Origin of the sequence: Mesorhizobium sp. M0152, from assembly GCF_040322415.1 — a bacterium.
Lineage (GTDB): Bacteria > Pseudomonadota > Alphaproteobacteria > Rhizobiales > Rhizobiaceae > Mesorhizobium.
This window is the reverse complement of sequence record NZ_JAMYTH010000006.1, coordinates 43,247-58,731: the sequence shown is the minus strand read 5'-3', so window position 1 is coordinate 58,731 and position 15,485 is coordinate 43,247. Positions and strand designations below refer to the sequence as shown.

General features: G+C 63.5%; 14 protein-coding genes, 1 tRNA gene and 1 pseudogene. 8 read left to right on the top strand and 8 right to left on the bottom strand.

The features are described from left to right. Positions 1–65: 65 nt before the first annotated feature. A complete protein-coding gene (locus NKJ26_RS08710; RefSeq protein WP_352694935.1) occupies positions 66–389 on the bottom strand; it encodes a hypothetical protein in 324 nt (107 codons plus the stop codon). Between the two features lie 206 nt (positions 390–595). Here NKJ26_RS08710 and NKJ26_RS08705 point away from each other — a divergent pair, with 206 nt between their 5' ends. Continuing rightward, positions 596–904 (top strand): hypothetical protein, encoded by a 309-nt coding sequence (locus NKJ26_RS08705; RefSeq protein ID WP_352694934.1) that lies wholly within the window; start codon positions 596–598, stop codon positions 902–904. Between the two features lie 37 nt (positions 905–941). Here the strand turns inward: NKJ26_RS08705 and NKJ26_RS08700 are convergent, their stop codons facing one another. Then, entirely contained in the window at positions 942–1,820 is an 879-nt protein-coding gene (locus NKJ26_RS08700) for a cytochrome c oxidase assembly protein (protein WP_352694933.1), read from the bottom strand. Between the two features lie 242 nt (positions 1,821–2,062). Here NKJ26_RS08700 and NKJ26_RS08695 point away from each other — a divergent pair, with 242 nt between their 5' ends. Then, a complete protein-coding gene (locus tag NKJ26_RS08695) occupies positions 2,063–2,407 on the top strand; it encodes a hypothetical protein (RefSeq protein ID WP_352694932.1) in 345 nt (114 codons plus the stop codon). An 80-nt stretch (positions 2,408–2,487) separates the two neighbouring features. On the opposite strand, the gene NKJ26_RS08690 is transcribed toward NKJ26_RS08695, so the two are convergent. Further along, on the bottom strand, positions 2,488–2,928 hold the full coding sequence (locus tag NKJ26_RS08690) for a DUF2267 domain-containing protein (protein ID WP_352598390.1): 441 nt from the start codon (positions 2,926–2,928) through the stop codon (positions 2,488–2,490). A gap of 286 nt (positions 2,929–3,214) precedes the next feature. Here NKJ26_RS08690 and NKJ26_RS08685 point away from each other — a divergent pair, with 286 nt between their 5' ends. Then, positions 3,215–3,928 carry a hypothetical protein gene (locus NKJ26_RS08685; RefSeq protein ID WP_352694931.1) on the top strand — a complete coding sequence of 238 codons (714 nt, stop codon included), beginning with the start codon at positions 3,215–3,217 and terminating at the stop codon, positions 3,926–3,928. A gap of 120 nt (positions 3,929–4,048) precedes the next feature. Here the strand turns inward: NKJ26_RS08685 and NKJ26_RS08680 are convergent, their stop codons facing one another. Further along, on the bottom strand, positions 4,049–5,806 hold the full coding sequence (locus NKJ26_RS08680; protein ID WP_352694930.1) for a thiamine pyrophosphate-dependent enzyme: 1,758 nt from the start codon (positions 5,804–5,806) through the stop codon (positions 4,049–4,051). A gap of 103 nt (positions 5,807–5,909) precedes the next feature. Next, complete coding sequence (locus tag NKJ26_RS08675; RefSeq protein ID WP_352694929.1) at positions 5,910–6,908, bottom strand: ATP-dependent DNA ligase; 999 nt, start codon at positions 6,906–6,908, stop codon at positions 5,910–5,912. Positions 6,909–7,156: 248 nt separating this feature from the next. On the opposite strand from NKJ26_RS08675, the gene NKJ26_RS08670 reads away from it, so the two are divergent. Further along, positions 7,157–7,477 carry a hypothetical protein gene (locus NKJ26_RS08670; RefSeq protein ID WP_352598386.1) on the top strand — a complete coding sequence of 107 codons (321 nt, stop codon included), beginning with the start codon at positions 7,157–7,159 and terminating at the stop codon, positions 7,475–7,477. Positions 7,478–7,749: 272 nt separating this feature from the next. On the opposite strand, the gene NKJ26_RS08665 is transcribed toward NKJ26_RS08670, so the two are convergent. Both NKJ26_RS08665 and NKJ26_RS08660 read right to left on the bottom strand, forming a co-directional pair. Continuing rightward, positions 7,750–7,823, bottom strand: a tRNA-Gln gene (locus NKJ26_RS08665). 174 nt (positions 7,824–7,997) lie between these two features. Continuing rightward, on the bottom strand, positions 7,998–8,930 hold the full coding sequence (locus NKJ26_RS08660; RefSeq protein ID WP_352694928.1) for a lysylphosphatidylglycerol synthase domain-containing protein: 933 nt from the start codon (positions 8,928–8,930) through the stop codon (positions 7,998–8,000). A gap of 364 nt (positions 8,931–9,294) precedes the next feature. Between NKJ26_RS08660 and NKJ26_RS08655 the strand changes: the two genes are divergently transcribed. Together NKJ26_RS08655 and NKJ26_RS08650 are read left to right on the top strand one after the other, a co-directional pair. Continuing rightward, positions 9,295–10,659, top strand: coding sequence for a Ppx/GppA phosphatase family protein (locus NKJ26_RS08655; RefSeq protein ID WP_352694927.1), 1,365 nt, complete (start codon positions 9,295–9,297; stop codon positions 10,657–10,659). Positions 10,660–10,831: 172 nt separating this feature from the next. Continuing rightward, positions 10,832–11,623 carry an RlmE family RNA methyltransferase gene (locus NKJ26_RS08650; RefSeq protein ID WP_352695068.1) on the top strand — a complete coding sequence of 264 codons (792 nt, stop codon included), beginning with the start codon at positions 10,832–10,834 and terminating at the stop codon, positions 11,621–11,623. Between the two features lie 41 nt (positions 11,624–11,664). Here the strand turns inward: NKJ26_RS08650 and NKJ26_RS08645 are convergent. Next, positions 11,665–13,084: pseudogene (locus NKJ26_RS08645) on the bottom strand (MFS transporter). Between the two features lie 297 nt (positions 13,085–13,381). Between NKJ26_RS08645 and guaB the strand changes: the two are divergent. After that, positions 13,382–14,884 (top strand): IMP dehydrogenase, encoded by a 1,503-nt coding sequence (guaB, locus tag NKJ26_RS08640; protein WP_352598381.1) that lies wholly within the window; start codon positions 13,382–13,384, stop codon positions 14,882–14,884. Continuing rightward, a complete protein-coding gene (locus NKJ26_RS08635; RefSeq protein WP_352694926.1) occupies positions 14,835–15,461 on the top strand; it encodes a hypothetical protein in 627 nt (208 codons plus the stop codon). The genes guaB and NKJ26_RS08635 overlap by 50 nt, the downstream gene beginning before the upstream one ends. Positions 15,462–15,485: the final 24 nt, after the last annotated feature.

The window sequence follows — 15,485 nt, the reverse complement described above, 5'->3', positions numbered from 1 at the left end:
GACGATTACGCCCGGCTGTTTTGTGCCGGACAATGCAGCCGGACGCTCGCGTTACTACGCGTCCTTCAGGAAGAAGCTTTAACCCCGAGCTTGCCGGCCTTGTCGTCGAAGTCTTCCCGAATATCTTCGATCGTCGGCAGATGCAGGCGCCGCAGTTGAGCATGCAGTTTCTTGGCGGGCTCGGAGCTGAGATCGCGCTTGAAGTTGGTGGCGACCTCCTGGGCCGAGCTGTAACCTCGGTAGCGTTCGATCTCGGCCCTCGTGGCTTGCTGCACGTGCTCCAGGGCCTTGCGGTCGGCCTCGGATTTGCCGTCCGCTTTCGCCCGCATAACCGGCTCGAAGGCCTTGCGGATTACAAATTCGGTCAGCTCTTGCTGGGCTTGAGCCATGGTCCACTCCCTCGAATAGCGCTGTCCGAGCCCTAACCGTGACCGAAATCGAAGGTTCCGTTCGCAATCGGCTTTCGCCGCTCTGTGATGCCGCACGCATGCTTGCGCGCGAGCGCAACCAATGGCGGACATGCCCGTTCCTCCAGGCAAAAGGCGCGGAACGCGCATCGGACGGTTCCACGCCATGAAGCCTAGGAACCTAGCCCATGAGCAACACAGACAAAACGGCCAGCGGAAATCGAAGCGTCCCAGGCAAGGACGATCCCATACAGGGCGAAACGCGCAAAAGGGGCAAGGGAGAAACGCGGCAAGACCAGGCTGCGGGCGGCAACCATCCGGAAGAGGACCCGGCGGAGGGCTCGCGCGAAACGGTGGAGCATGAACTGGACAGGCAGGACCGGTCGGGGCGCAGCGCCTCGCAATCCGCCGGCGAGGACCAGGTGGAACGCGCCCGTGAAGAGCTGCGCAAGCAGGTCAGCGAACAGACACAATTGCCGGGACGAGGCTCGGCCTGACGGCGCTGTAGATCGCCCTGTGGCCGACTGTTTCGATTCAGATGGCGCGCAGGTCATGCGGGGCCTGCCGGTGTCCGCTTGCCCGGATCCAGAGAGCCGCCATCAGCAGCGCCGCCCCGCCATAGATCAGGCCGGCGGGAATCCACATCACCAGGCCTGCGACCTGCTGATCCTCGAGCGGGCTGAGATTCCATAAATTCGAGCCGACGGCATTTTGCGGATACCAGAGCCTTGGAGAAACCACGAGCAGCGCCCCGAGCAGGCCGGTGTGCAGCGAAGTGAGGAAAAGATGCATGACCGCGCTGCCGCAGGCCTGCTCACGACCGGGACGAGGCAGCAGCACCCACCAGAACAACAGCCCGCTGCCGAGGAAGCTGGCATGCTGGGCATAGTGGAAGAAACCTTGCTCGAGTGCAGCCTCGAACAGCGCCGGGATATGCCACGCCCAGATCGCCGCTCCATGCAGGATGGTTGCCACCACGGGACGGCTCATGACGGTCCAGATCGCCCGAAGCGTGGCTGTATGCCCGGTCGCGCCGAGTGCCTGGCGCATTCGCGCCGGCAGCGCCCACATCATCGCCGCCGCCGGGCAGGACGCCACCAGCAGAGGTGCCGCGACCGCCATCAGCAATTCGTGCTCGATCATATGGGCGGCAAACACGCGTTCGCCCAGAGCGTGGATTGGGCTGACCAGCGCGACCGCCAAGGCGAACCAGCCGGCGCCAAACAGCAAGGCTTGCCGGGATCGCAACCGACGTCCGCGCCCGCTCCGCCGCCAGAGCCGGATAGCGCCGGCGATGTAGAGCCACACGACCGCGGCGAGCGGCAGTGTGATGGGCAATGCCAGCGTCCAGCCGGCTTGCGGGGCGCCGTTGCCGTAGCAGATGGAGGTCGAGAAGAGCGCGTCGAAGCTCATCGGGTAAACCCGCCGGGAAACGGCTCCGAAAAAATCCGACTGTGATCGGTCACGTGTGGCGCGCCCATTGAACATGCCTCAACGCGCGAAAGCCGCGGAAGTGGCAACAAGCAACAGCAAAATCCAACGTTGACGTGGCGCAGCCGTCGGGATCTCCCGCTGCAAAATCCGCATGCACCCGCGGGCAGTCGGAACCCGCGCAGCGCGGAAAAGTTTACTCCTCATGCAATCGGAGAGATGCCATGACCGAGAACGAGACCCGTTACGAAACCGGCGCAACCAAGTACCCGCCCAAGACCGGCGCGGACGCCGCGGATGAATTCTCCCAGGCGGCGGCCGGCAACAGGAAGCCGCCCAGTGGGATGGGGCTGACGCGGCGGCTGGGAGAGGTGGAAGACAAGACCCGCCAGTCGGAAGGACAAAACCCGCCTAGAAAAGCAATGCCAAGACGAGCAACGCCAAGCCAGGCCACCCCGAGCGCGGCGACCGAAAAGACGTCCGGCGCCGGCCCAGCGGTCGCCGAGCGCTCCAAGGACGCCAAAGCTCCCAAAGGGGGTCGGCAGCCGGGCGCCTACGTCAAGAAGTAACCGGGACGGGCTTTCGTTGCGAACGCTCGTGGGGGCTCTCCTTCGCCCCAGGGGCGGCTTCTATTGGTTCGCCGGCCATGTCACTTGACGCCGACGCTTTCGGGCCAGAGCGCCTGGATTTCCTTCGGCAACGCATCCCGCACCTTTGCCGACTGCCCGAGGTCGATGTGCCGCGCAAGCACTCGGAACACCGAGCGCGCCGCGTCCTCGGGATCGACGGGACGGATGGACTTCAATTCCTCGTGGATGTGCTGCGAGAATTCTTCCAGCGAGCGCGTCTTGTCGGGCTCAGCCGCTGGGCGGTAGCGATCGTAATAAGCGCCGCGGACAAGGAGCGGCAGCTCCGCTCCCAGCTTGGCGGCGAGCCCGACCTGCAGCCTGTCCCTCAACGTGCGCAGAACAGCGCCCAATATGTGCCAGGCGATGCGCCTGTCCGGACCAAGGTCGGCCATGATCTCGTCGAGCCAGATATTCGTGGTCTGCAGCGTCTTGTCGAAAACATCCATACCGGTCGCGCTCATCGTGGCCTCCTCACCAGCTCATCGCTGGTGGCGAAACGATGCTCGGGGGCAATTGTTTCGTCATCCGGGGATAAAATTGCCCGAATGGGGATCGCCTTCGGTTCCGCTTTCCGGCCGCAATCATGGAACGGCCGTCGATCGGGGCTGGAACCCTGGCCAACGGCATTCGTTCCTGGGGTCGACGACTGCTCGTTCGCCAGTTGGCACCGGCGCCAGGGCCGGGATCGACAGCCGAAGATCAGCCTGCGCTCCCTGCAATCCAGCGACCGTCGATAGGCTCTTGGCGATGCCCGATACACAGGAAATCAGAACAAACGAAAGCGAGCGCCGGCAGCAGCTCTTGCAGATGATGACCACGGAACATTTCGTGCTGGAAACCGCCAGGGCGGCCACCATCCAAGAGGCGAACCAGCGCGCCAATCTGTTCCTGACTTCCGTGTCGAGCGCGACGATCGCGCTCGCTTTCGTGGCCCAGGTGACGAGGATGGGGCTTCCTTTCGTGCTGTTCAGCCTGATCCTGCTGCCTTGCCTCTACTTCATTGGACTGGTGACCTTCGTCAGGGCCGTACAGGTCGCCATCGAGGATATGGTTCACGCCCGTGGCATGGCGCGCATCAGGCACTACTATACGGAGCTCGCGCCTTCGATGGCGCGATATCTCGTTCACTCCACCCACGACGATAATCTGGCTCTGCTGGCCGATGTCGGCCTCAAGCCCAGGCCCTGGCAGGCTTTCACCAGCACCGCGGGCATGGTGAACGTCGTCAACGGTGCAATCGCCGGCGTCTTTGTCGGCGTGACGGTCAAGGCCGTCCTTGGCGTGACTATCGCTCTCGCCCTGGTCGTCGGCATCCTGGCCTTTGCCGCGAGCATTTGGGGCTTGTGGCAATTCCACACGCGGAGCTGGGCCGGCGCGGAGCACAAATTGAAGGTGCTGTTCCCGAGCACCGAAGACCGCGGCGCGGCCTTGCAGCGCCCATCCGAGGAAGCTCAACGGTGAGGGTGACCCCGCAGGAGTGCTTTCGGCCGAGGATCGCCTGTGCGAAATGCCTGCGGCGCGGCGGCAGCGGCATGCGCCGAAGCCATTCATCGATGCGGCGACGCAGCCGGTCGGCGCCGGTCACTCAGCATCCATCATCGACTTCGCCGGTTCCCGGGCGATATTTTTCTCGATGCGTTCGTGCCCCGGCGTATCCGGCAAGGCCTCGCGGAAATTCTTGGCGTAGTCGGGCGGCATCCTGGGTGGCATCATCGGTTCGTAGGCATCGACCAGCGCTTCGATCACTACGGGCCCTTCAGTGGCGAAAGCTTCGTCGAGAACCGTCTCGATCTGGTCGGCCCGATCGATGCGCAAGCCCTTTGCGCCCATCGCTTCCGCCGCCTTGGCGAAGTCGATCGGCTGCAGCTCGCAACCGAATTGCGGGTTGCCCAGAAACATCATCTGTTCCCAGGCAATCTGGTTGAGCATGTTGTTCTTGATGACCAGCAGCTTCAGTGGAATCTTGTAGCGCACCGCCGTCGAGAATTCGCCGAGCTGCATGGCAAAGCCGCCGTCGCCGACGATGGCGGCGATCGGTCGGCCGGGAAATGCGATGCCGGCGGCGATTGCGTAGGCGAGGCCGCAGGCCATGGATGCCAGGGATCCGGACACACCGAACGCCTGGCCGCTGCGAAGATCGACATGGCGGGCGGCAAGCTCGGTGTTCTGGCCGGAGTCGGTGGCCAAAACCGTATCGTCGGCCAATCTTTGTCCGAATGCACGGGCAATCAACTGCGGCTTCAGCGGATGCGCTCGCGCGTCTTCCGACTGCCTCATCATCTCACGCCACTTTCCCATGGTCTCCTGGGAACGTCTCAGGAATTCATTGGAAGGCTTCTGTGTCAGCCGCCGGTTGAGGGCGCGTAAGGTCTCGGCCGCGTCGCCGACAAGGCCTGCCTCGACTGGAAAGCGCAGCCCGATCCGTTGTGCATCGCAGTCGATCTGAACCCCGCGTGCCTGCCCGGGTTTCGGGTAGTATTCGATATAGGGAAAGGTGGAACCGACGATCAGAACCGCATCGCAGCTTTCCATCGCCTCTTGCGAAGCCAGGGTTCCGAGGATGCCGATGCCTCCGGTCGTGTGGGGATGGTCATCCGGCAGCACGGCCTTGCCGAGCAACGCCTTCGCGACAGGCGCCTGCAACAGGCGTGCCGTGTGTTCGAGTTCGGCAGCCGCGCCGAGCGCGCCGCGTCCGGCCAGGATCGTTACCCGCGAAGCCTCGTTGAGAATGGCGGCGGCTTTGTCCAGTTCGGCGTCCAGCGGCATGCTGTGGCCGGCAAACATGTCCTGCGGCGTGTGGGCAGGGCGATTGCGCTTGGAGCGCTTCGAAGGGTCGTCCTCCTGCTCCTGGACATCGCTGGCGATCGAAAGGTGGGCCACGCCCTTGCGCGCCAGTGCGGTGCGGCACGCGAGGCTGGCGACGTTTTCCATATGCGCCGCATCCGAAACATGGGCGTTGTAGACGGAAACGTCGTTGAAAACGCGCGTCAGGTCGACGTCCTGTTGCGTGAACGTCTCGATCAGGTCGTGGAACTGCATGCCGGTGACCGCCAGCACCGGCGCCTGGTCGAGCTTGGCGTCGTAGAGGCCGGTCAGGAGATGCGTGCCGCCGGGGCCGGACGTCGCCAGGCACACGCCGAGCTTCCCCGTCCATTTCGCGTAGGCGCATGCCATGAATGCGGCGGACTCCTCATGCCGGACCTGCACGAACGAGATTTTATCGGACCGGGTGCGCAGCGCCTCCATCACGCCGTTTATGCCGTCCCCCGGCAAGCCGAACACCACCTCGACGTTCCAGGCGATGAGAGTGTCGACCAGAATTTCTGCTGCATTTGGCATGTCGGGAAACCTCCGGTGGATGGTGTCCGAACCGGCAAATCCTGAGTTGGTTCCCTTTGCGCGGAAAATCGTGACATGCCTTCGAAGGGCCAACGATAACGGCCTATTCGATCTGTTCGAACGTGCATTGCCGTGGCGCCTTGTCGGGCCGCCAGCGCAGCAGCTTGGTGCCATGGCGAAACCGCTTGCCGGTGACATGATCGAAGCGGACCTCGACCACCAGTTCGGGTTTCAGCGGTTCCCATTCTCCACTGCGTTCGGTGCTCCAGCGGCTTGGTCCGCCCGGCGCCTTGCCGGTGAACCCGGGCTCCGCCCGCAGGCCCTCCAGCCGTCGCGTGAGCGCTGCCCTGTCGGCGTTGGCGATGGTCGAGGTGAAGCCGACATGATCGAGCTTGCCGCCATCATCGTAGAGGCCGAGGAGCAACGAGCCGACTTCGCGGCTGCCAGCGAGATAGCGGAAGCCACCGACGACGCAATCGGCTGAACGCAACCGCTTTACTTTGACCATCGCGCGCTCGCCGGGCAGGTAGTGGCCGTCGAGCAACTTGGCGACGACACCGTCGGTCGACCCGTGGCCGGCGCCGCTCAGCCATCGCGCTGCCGTGGCGGCGTCGTGTGTGCACTGCGACAGGCGAAGATCCGGGCTGTTCGAGGAAGTCACGAAGGCCTCGATCGCCCGCCGCCTTTCGACCAGCGGTTTGCCGGTGATGATCTCGCCGCCCGGTTTGGCGAGCATGTCGAAGAGCACCAGTCCAGCAGGCGTTTGCGAACTCAGTTTGCGAATCCTGCTCTGCGCCGGATGGAGGCGCATCTGCAGCGCCTCGAAGGAAAACTCGCCGCCAACCTCGATCACGATCTCGCCGTCGATGACGAAGCGTTTGGCCTGAAGACTTCCCAGAACGGCTACGATTTCCGGAAAATATCGGCCGAGCGGCTTGCCGGATTTGGCACGCAGGTCGACCGCGTCGCCATTCTTGAAGGCCAGGCACCGAAATCCATCCCATTTAGGCTCGTATTGCCAAGAGCCGTCGTTCTCGGGGATTGCGTCGGCAATCCTGGCCTCCATCGGAGGGGTGTCGAGCGGCAGTGGAAAGGTGCTCATCGGCTCATGTCTTGGTCGATCTTTCGATGCCGATTGCCAGGTTTGCGATGCATCGGCTCTGGCGTTCAACTTTCGGGGCTGGCTGCGTGTTCCATTGCAGCTTCACCAATGTCGAACAGAGCAAAGCGCCGCCGAAAGCAGGCCATTCCCTACTGAAACGCAAGAACTGACAAACGCCACGTAAGCCTTTTGGAGCAATACTATTTTTCCCAATGAAAGACTAGGATAGCTAAAAGGGGAGTGCTGAGATGGCAACTGAAAGCACAGGGAACAACAAGCTGGTCTCGGAGGCCAAAGCGCGCCGTGACTTTCTGAAGCGGGCCGGCCGCTTTGCGGCCGTGACACCGCCGGCCATGACACTTCTGCTCGGCACGAGTTTGAACTCTGGGGCAATAGCCAAATCAGGCGGATCGCATCCCGGCAAAGGATCGGGCGACAACAACCACGTTCCCGTCGGCCCCCCCGTTAAAAGTGTCACGTTCAGGCGAAGTCAGTTCCACAGCCACGGCGGATCGGACAACGCCGGCGGCGGAGCCCACGGCGGCTCAAGGTCCGGCGACCCCAATTAATCGACGCTATGGCGCTTGAGATCCGCGCGGTCGACGTCGCCAGCGCTGACCTGGCTACCCGCAGATTCCTCGAAATGCTTCGACAATGGGACGCGGTGCATTCGCCACGGCGCGGCGATCTTGAGATCATTATAACGCACGTTCTTGAAAAGCGCCGAGTCAGGGCTTTTTAGATTGGCGGCTACTGCTTTTTCTGCCCGCCAGATGATTCAGAAGGGCACGCCTGCAAAGGCGTAATATGTCCAAGCGTTTGATCTTAATGGGAAAAAAGATGGCTGGGGAACCTGGATTCGAACCAGGACTAACGGAGTCAGAGTCCGTGGGTCTACCGTTAACCTATTCCCCAGCAGGCGCGGCCATGAACCGCGCGGGCCGAGCGGGCAAGCCGCTGTGAGCGCTGCCTTGTAGCCGCCAGCGGAAAATAGTCAAGCCTGCTCGGCGGTTCATTCGCAACGTTTTGTCGGCCGGTTCGGATGATGCGTTTCGAGTGCCGCGCGGGCCTGAAGTCCAATCCTGCGTTTCAGCTCTGGCTGCGACCGAACTGCGAGCGTTCGAAGAACAGCACGATGCCCAGCCCGAGAAACAGCGGGATGATGAGATAAAACAGCCGGAACACCAGCAGCGCAGCCAGCACGCCGACCGGATCCATGTCCGAAAGCCCGGCCAGGAACACCACCTCGAACACGCCGAGCCCGCCCGGCGCATGCGAGATCTGCGCGATGGAGAAAGAGACGAGGAAGACGCCGAGAATGACGAAATAGCCGGGGTTGTGCGTTTCGGGCAGGGCGAAGAAGATGATAGCGGTGGCCGCCAGAAGTTCGATAGGGCCGATCAGCAGTTGCCTGGCGACGATCGGCAGCGCCGGATAGTGCAACTGGAAACTTCCGACTTTCAGCGGGCGCAGATGCAGCCAGCTGCCGAATATATAGGCAGCGACGAGGACCAGCATCGCGATGCCCGCGGCTTCCGACAGGCCATGATGGGCGATGCCGGAAAACCGGTCGAGAATCTCGGGCTCGAAGACCAGCACGAGGCCCGAGGCGAGGACCGTCGACAGCACGAAGGTGATCCAGCAGATGGCCACCAGCACGCCGACATCCTGGCCGGTCAGGCCCCTGGTGCCGTAGGCGCGGTAGCGGATGACGGCGCCGGAGAAGACCGAGCCGCCGATATTGTGTGACAGCGCATAGGTGGTGAAGGAGCACAGGGTGACGAACAGCCACGAGACTTTCTTGCCGATGTGCATGAGCGCGATGTGGTCGTAACCGGCGAGCGAGGCATAGGCGACGACCGAACTCAGCGCCGCCAGGATCCAGCCGCGGGTCGGGATGGCGGCGAGGCCGTCCCAGACATCGTCGAGCGAAATGCCGCGCAGTTCGTGCCAGAGCAGCAGCAGCGAGAATATCACCGCCGCGATGCCGACCACCGGCCAGAAATAGCGTCTCCAGTTCATCGCCAGATTGCCATGCGTTGCGGCCCGTTCCTTTTCTGTCGGTGGCGGGAGACATCGGCGATTCCGATTTGGCGATTCCGATTTCTTCCCTGCATTTCAGAAATGCCTCATTGAAGCCGGCTATTCAACCGCGAAGGCTTTTCCACCGGCGGCTGTCGGAATCGGGAAGGTATTCCGCTACCGATCCCGGCTTGCCGAAACGTTACGCCGAATGGTCAGAGACGTCGCTTGCCCGCCCAGCCGGCAAAATTCGGCACACGGCTCTTGGTGATCTGGCGCAGCACTGTTAGTCTGGCGGCAACTTAAAACACTGAAGCGCCTGCTGCGTCCGTCATCGGTTCGCGCGGCGCCGGAAGGAACGATAGTGGAAGACCGCGACACCGGCGCCCGGGCGCCGGAGGTGGGCGCGTCCAGCGCTTCCCCAGGGCCGTCAGGCTCGGGGACCGCCAGTTGGCAGCAACGCCGCCCGTCGGAGCTTCGCTCCGTGAACGGGGAGGCGGGCGACGCGACCCGTAACCAGAAGAGCAAGCCGAAGAAGCGGCGCAAGCGACGGCGCGGGCGCAAGGTTTTCGCGCGCGACGAAACGCGTCCGCAGGAAAACAGATCGCCTACGCCAGGCAAAGCCGCCGACCCGGCGGTCGAGGCGAACCCGCCGCCGGATTCGGTCGTCTCGCTTCTCGTTCCAGCGCCGCGACCGGAGCAGGGCACCCGTCGGCCGCCGGCACGCGAATTGCCTGTCTTTGCGGCTCTGGACCTCGGCACCAACAATTGCCGGTTATTGGTCGCCGTTCCCACGCGCCATGGTCAGTTCCGGGTCATCGATGCCTTCTCGCGCATCGTGCGGCTGGGCGAGGGGCTTACCGCCAATGGGCGGCTCGGCCAGCCGGCGATGGACCGCGCGGTCGAGGCCCTGAAGGTTTGCGGCGACAAATTGCGCGGCCGCAAGATCAAGAAGGCAAGGCTGATCGCCACCGAAGCCTGCCGCTCGGCCGAGAACGGCGTCGAATTCCTGGAGCGCGTCGAGCGCGAGGCCGGTCTCAAGCTTGAAATCATCGATCGCCAGACCGAAGCGCGATTGGCGGTTTCGGGCTGCGGCTCGCTGGTCGAGCGCGACACGCAAGGCGTCGTCCTGTTCGATATCGGCGGCGGCTCGTCCGAGATCGCGCTGATCGATCTCACCGGCCGACGTTCGCCGCGGCTCGCGAACCATATCGTGTCGTGGACTTCGCTGCCGGTCGGCGTCGTTTCGCTGGCCGAGCGTTTCGGCGGCCGCACGGTGACGCGCGAAATCTTCGCCGCCATGGTTGACGATGTCGCCGGCCGGCTGGCCGCCTTCGACGGCCGCGACCGGCTGAGCCATCTCAAGGCCAGCCCGAATTTTCATCTCCTCGGCACTTCGGGTACGGTGACGACGCTGGCGGGCGTTCACCTCGACCTCGAACGCTACGATCGCCGCCGCGTCGACGGGCTGTGGATGGATCGCGACAGCGTCGATCGCATGGTCGAACGATTGGTCGGCTGGGATTTCCAGCAGCGCTGCGCCAATCCTTGCATCGGTGCGGATCGCGCCGATCTCGTACTTGCCGGTTGCGCCATACTGGAAGCGATCCGCGCGGTCTGGCCTTCGGAGCGGCTGCGCGTCGCCGACCGTGGCCTGCGCGAGGGCATATTGAGCGAGCTGATGGCGGATGACGGCGTCTGGCGCAATGATGGGCGTGGCAGAGCCTGATCTCGAAGGGCGCGAGGTCGCAGGCCCTGGCACCCTTCCTTCTCCCTCCGGAGGGGGGAGAGGTGGCGCTGCGAAGCAGCGACGGAGTGGGGGAAGCCGTTCACGAAACGCGCAGCATCCGAAAAACCGCCACAACTCGGCAAACGAGAAAACTCAAACAAGAAATCAGACAATGACCAAGAAACCGGAAAAGCCAGGATCAGCCAGCATTCGCGTGCTGAAGACGCGGATCAAGAAGAAGAGCGGCCTGAAGGAATCGTCGCGCCGCTGGCTGCAGCGTCATATCAACGATCCCTACGTCCAGCGTTCAAAGGCTGACGGCTACCGTTCACGCGCGGCCTACAAGCTGATCGAGATCGATGACAAGCACCATTTGCTGAAACCCGGCATGAAGGTGATCGATCTGGGCGCCGCCCCGGGCGGCTGGTGCCAGGTCGCGGCCGCGCGCACCAAATCGACGGCCGAAAATCCGCATGTCATCGGCATCGACTATCTGGAAATGGACGCCGTGCCCGGCGCGCCGGTGCTGCTCATGGATTTCCTCGATCCGCAGGCGCCGCAAAAACTGGCCGAGGCACTGGGTGGCGAACCCGATGTCGTGCTGTCCGACATGGCCGCCCCCACCACAGGCCACAAGCGGACCGATCACATCCGCACCATGCATCTGTGCGAGGTGGCGGCCGATTTCGCGCTGTCCGTCCTGAAACCGGGCGGGCATTTCCTGGCCAAGACTTTTCAGGGCGGCGCCGAGAACGAGCTGCTCTCAATGCTCAAGCGCAACTTCCGTTCGGTTCATCACGTCAAGCCTCCGGCGTCGCGCGACGAATCGGTCGAACTCTACCTGTTGGCCAAGGACTTCAAGGGGCGAGAGTCCGATCCGCCATCAGCCGGATCGGAACGTCCAGTGGACGTTAAGGACTCGAGCGCCCGGAGCCATGGCGAAGGGCCGGGGGACGGCGAATAGCGCCTTGCCTTCTCCCACGAGGGGAGAAGGGAAAGGGCGCATCACTCTCCCGGCGATCTGACCGTTTCCAGTGTCTTGGGCGTTGTCAGCCGGCCGTGGCCGGAAACGGCATTGCCGGCATCCGGTGCCAGCCGCACGAACGACAGCGAAGCCGCCGCCGCTACCGCCGCGACGATAAAGAAGGCGAGGTGGAAATCGTCCAGCGTCAGCGGGCCGCCATGGATCGATGTCGACACTTCCAGGATGCCGCCGGCCAGCGCCACGCCGAGCGCGATCGAAAGCTGCTGGAATACCGCGGCGATCGGCGTCGCCTTGCTGGTGTCGGCGGCCGATACCTCGGCATAGGCAAGCGCATTGACGCCGGTGAAGAACATCGACCTGATGAAGCCACCGGCCAGAAGCATGGCCAACATCAGCAAATAAGGTGTGTCCGGCGTGAACAGGCCGTTGATGGCGATGGAGGCCGCTGCGACCAGCGAGCCGACGACCAGCACGCGGCGGAATCCGGCGACGCGGAAGATCAGCGCGGTGACGAATTTCATGCCGATCGCGCCGATCGCCGAGACGAAGGTGATCATGCCGGACTGGAAAGGCGTCAGCCCGAAGCCGATCTGGAACATCAACGGCAACAGGAACGGTACCGCGCCGATGCCGATGCGGAAAAGCCCGCCGCCCAGCACCGACGAGCGGAACACCTGGTTGCGGAACAGGTCGAGCGCCAGCAGCGGATTTTTGGCGCGGCGCGCGTGCAGCAAATAGAGCCCGCCCGACACCAATCCGACCGCCACCGTGATGACACCGGCCATCGGCGGCAGATAGGGCAGGCTGACCACAGACAGGCCGAACACCAGGCCGGATGCCGCCAGCCCGCTCAGCACGAAGCCGATGAAATCAAGCGGCGGGTTCTCCATCGGTTCGGTCTGCGGCAGGAAACGTGTCGCCAGCCAGATGCCGATCAGGCCGATCGGAACGTTGATCAGGAAGATCCAGTGCCAGGTGAAGTAAGTGGTGATGAAGCCGCCCACGGGCGGCCCGACCAATGGCCCGACCAGCGCCGGTACGGTCAGCCATGACATGGCGGCGACGAGTTCGCTTTTCGGCGTCGCGCGCACCAGCACCAGTCGCCCGACCGGCGTCATCATGGCGCCGCCGATGCCTTGCAGAAAACGCGAAACCACGAAAGCCGGCAGCGAACCGGAGAGAGCACAAGCGATAGAGCCGACGATGAAGACCGCGATCGCGCTGCGAAAGACATTCTTGGCGCCAAAACGGTCGGCCATCCAGCCGCTGATCGGAATGAAGATCGCCAGAGATACCAGATAGGCGGTCAGCGCCAGCTTGAGCGCGATCGGGCTGGTGTGGATGTCGACGGCAATCGCCGGCAGCGATGTGGATAACGGTCGAATCCATGTTTTCCATGAAAAGCGCGACCGCCAGGATGAGCGGAATGGTGCGGTTCACAAAACGCGTCCGGACTTGATTCTGTGTGTCGCCGACATCGCCGATCGAGGCAAGCCGGCACGTTGGGCGGTTATCACGGCTCGGCGCCGATGTCGTGTTAAATTGCTTTCACTTTCGTGCGACCGCAACCAGGGGTGGCGCCCCAAGCCGCTCGATGCTGTTGCTTTGCAATGCAACGATCGGCTTTTCATCTGCGGCGGGACGTGTTACGAGCCAGCGCCAATCCTGAAAGGGAAGAAGACGAGTCGGCGCTGTCCATTCCGGTCAAGCGCTTTTTCTGTATTCCGAGGACTGGCCATGGCAAAAATCATCGAAACGTCCACCGGCGCACTGGCGCTGACCTTTGACGACGTGCTGCTGCAGCCCGGTCATTCCGAGGTCATGCCCGGCGAAACCGATGTGCGTACCCGCATCGCGGGCGACATCGACCTCAACGTTCCGATCCTGTCGGCGGCGATGGACACCGTAACCGAGGCGCGCCTTGCCATCGCCATGGCCCAGGCCGGCGGCATCGGCGTCATCCACCGCAATTTCTCGCCTGCCGAACAGGCCGAGCAGGTACGGCAGGTCAAGAAGTTCGAATCCGGCATGGTGGTCAACCCGGTCACCATCGGCCCCGACGCCACGCTTGCCGATGCGCTTTCGCTGATGCGCACCTACTCGATCTCGGGCATTCCGGTGGTCGAGAATGGCGGCAGCGGCGGCCACAAGACCGGGCGGCTGGTCGGCATCCTGACCAACCGCGATGTCCGCTTTGCGTCCGACCCGGCGCAGAAAGTCTACGAACTGATGACCCGTGAGAACCTGATCACGGTCAAGGAGAATGTCGACCAGGACGAGGCCAAGCGGCTTCTCCACCAGCACCGGATCGAGAAGCTTGTCGTCGTCGACAAGCAAGGCAATTGCGTCGGGCTGATCACCGTCAAGGACATCGAGAAGTCGCAACTCAACCCGCACGCCACCAAGGATGCGCAGGGCCGCTTGCGCGCGGCAGCCGCCACCAGCGTCGGCGATGACGGCTATGAGCGCGCCGAACGCCTGATCGAGGCCGGCGTCGACCTCCTGGTGATCGACACCGCCCACGGCCACTCGCAGCGCGTGCTGGACGCGGTGACCCGTGCCAAGAAGCTCTCCAATTCGGTGCGTATCCTGGCCGGCAACGTCGCCACCGCCGAAGGCACCCAGGCGCTGATCGACGCCGGCGCCGATGCGGTCAAGGTCGGCATCGGTCCAGGCTCCATCTGCACCACCCGTATCGTTGCCGGCGTCGGCGTGCCGCAGCTCTCGGCGATCATGTCGGCGGTGGAAACCGCGTATAAATCTGGCGTGTCGGTAATTGCCGATGGCGGCATCAAATATTCCGGCGATCTCGCCAAGGCGCTTGCCGCCGGCGCCAGTGCGGCCATGATCGGCTCGCTGCTGGCCGGCACCGACGAGAGCCCGGGCGAGGTCTATCTGCACCAGGGTCGCTCCTTCAAGGCTTATCGCGGCATGGGCTCGGTCGGCGCCATGGCGCGCGGCTCCGCCGATCGCTACTTCCAGGCCGAGGTGCGCGACACGCTGAAACTGGTGCCGGAAGGCATTGAAGGGCAGGTCCCCTACAAAGGACCTGTGTCTGGCGTGCTGCACCAGCTTGCGGGCGGCCTGAAAGCCGCTATGGGTTATGTTGGTGGCCGTGATCTTGCCGATTTCCGCGAGCGCGCCACTTTTGTGCGCATATCCAACGCCGGACTTCGTGAAAGCCACGCCCATGACGTCACGATCACCCGCGAAAGCCCGAACTATCCCGGTGGAGCCTGACCAATACGGGCTCGGGCGGAGCCTGACGGCGGCGATCCTGCGGCTGTCCCGTCACGCCGCCCCGTTCTGCTTCCTGACGGCGGCGGTTTTCATCGCCATGACAGCGTTGGAATTCTTCTACTTCCGCCAGTTGAGCGGCGGCTTGCCGTCACTCGACATGCGCATTCTCGGTTTCACTCCGGACGAAGGCATGGCTTGGCTGACGGCACTCGGCCGGCGCGGCGGCGAGATCATTCTCGTTTGGCACTACCTGACCTTCGATCTGCTGTTTCCGGCGCTGTTGTCGGTGATGCTGGTCAGCCTGATCCTGGCCACTGGCCGGCGATTGAAGAGTTTTCGCGCCATGCCGGCGCAGCTCCAGTCCATTTTCGCGCTGGTGCTGGTGCTGCCTTACACGATCGCCGACTATGCCCAGAACATCGCGGTGGCGCGGCTTTTGTCCGATTTCCTATATGCCAACCCGGATTCGCTGTCGTTCGCCTCGGCGCTGATCGTGACCAAATTCGCGCTTCTCGCCATCCCGGTGGTCGTCGTGGCGGCTTTCACCCTGGTTGACCAGAGACGACGCCAGGATTGACGCTGTACAGATGGCTGGGCCGGC